Source organism: Acidovorax sp. KPB24-03 (assembly GCF_057546605.1).
Window position 1 is genome coordinate 1 of record NZ_BAAJYR010000969.1, and the last position, 518, is coordinate 518.

Here is a 518-nt window from a genome sequence, read left to right on the forward strand (position 1 = left end):
GTGGTGGGCGTGGTGCTGGCGGTCCTGTGCTGGCTGTTCATCCGCCGCAACGTGCTGGCGCCGCTGGACGACGCCGGCGCGCTGCTGGAAAAGGTCGCCCAGGGCGACCTCACCACGCGCATCGAGGTGCGCTCGTCCAACGAGATCGGCCGCCTGATGGGCGCCGCGCGCACCATGCAGGAGGGCCTGGCGCGCATGGTCACGCAGGTGCGCCAGGGCGTGGAGGAGATCCACACCGGCTCGCGCGAGATCGCGCTGGGCAACGGCGACCTGAGCGGGCGCACCGAGCAGCAGGCCGCGTCGCTGGAGGAAACCGCCGCCAGCATGGAGCAGCTGTCGTCCACCGTGAAGCAGAACGCCGACAGCGCGCGCCAGGCCAACCAGCTGGCCGCCAGCAGCATGGCGGTGGCCCAGCGCGGCGGCGCGGCGGTCGGCGAGGTGGTGGCGACGATGCAGGAGATCGCGGGCAGCTCGCGCCGCATCGCGGACATCGTCGCGGTGATCGACGGCATCGCCTT

Annotated in this window: 1 protein-coding gene; it reads left to right on the top strand. The window is 72.6% G+C overall.

Features of this window, described 5'->3' with window-relative positions; translation table 11 throughout:
• Positions 1-518, top strand: a 518-nt coding sequence (locus AC27KI_RS27090) for a HAMP domain-containing protein (protein WP_487117008.1), incomplete at both ends; no start/stop codon positions are given.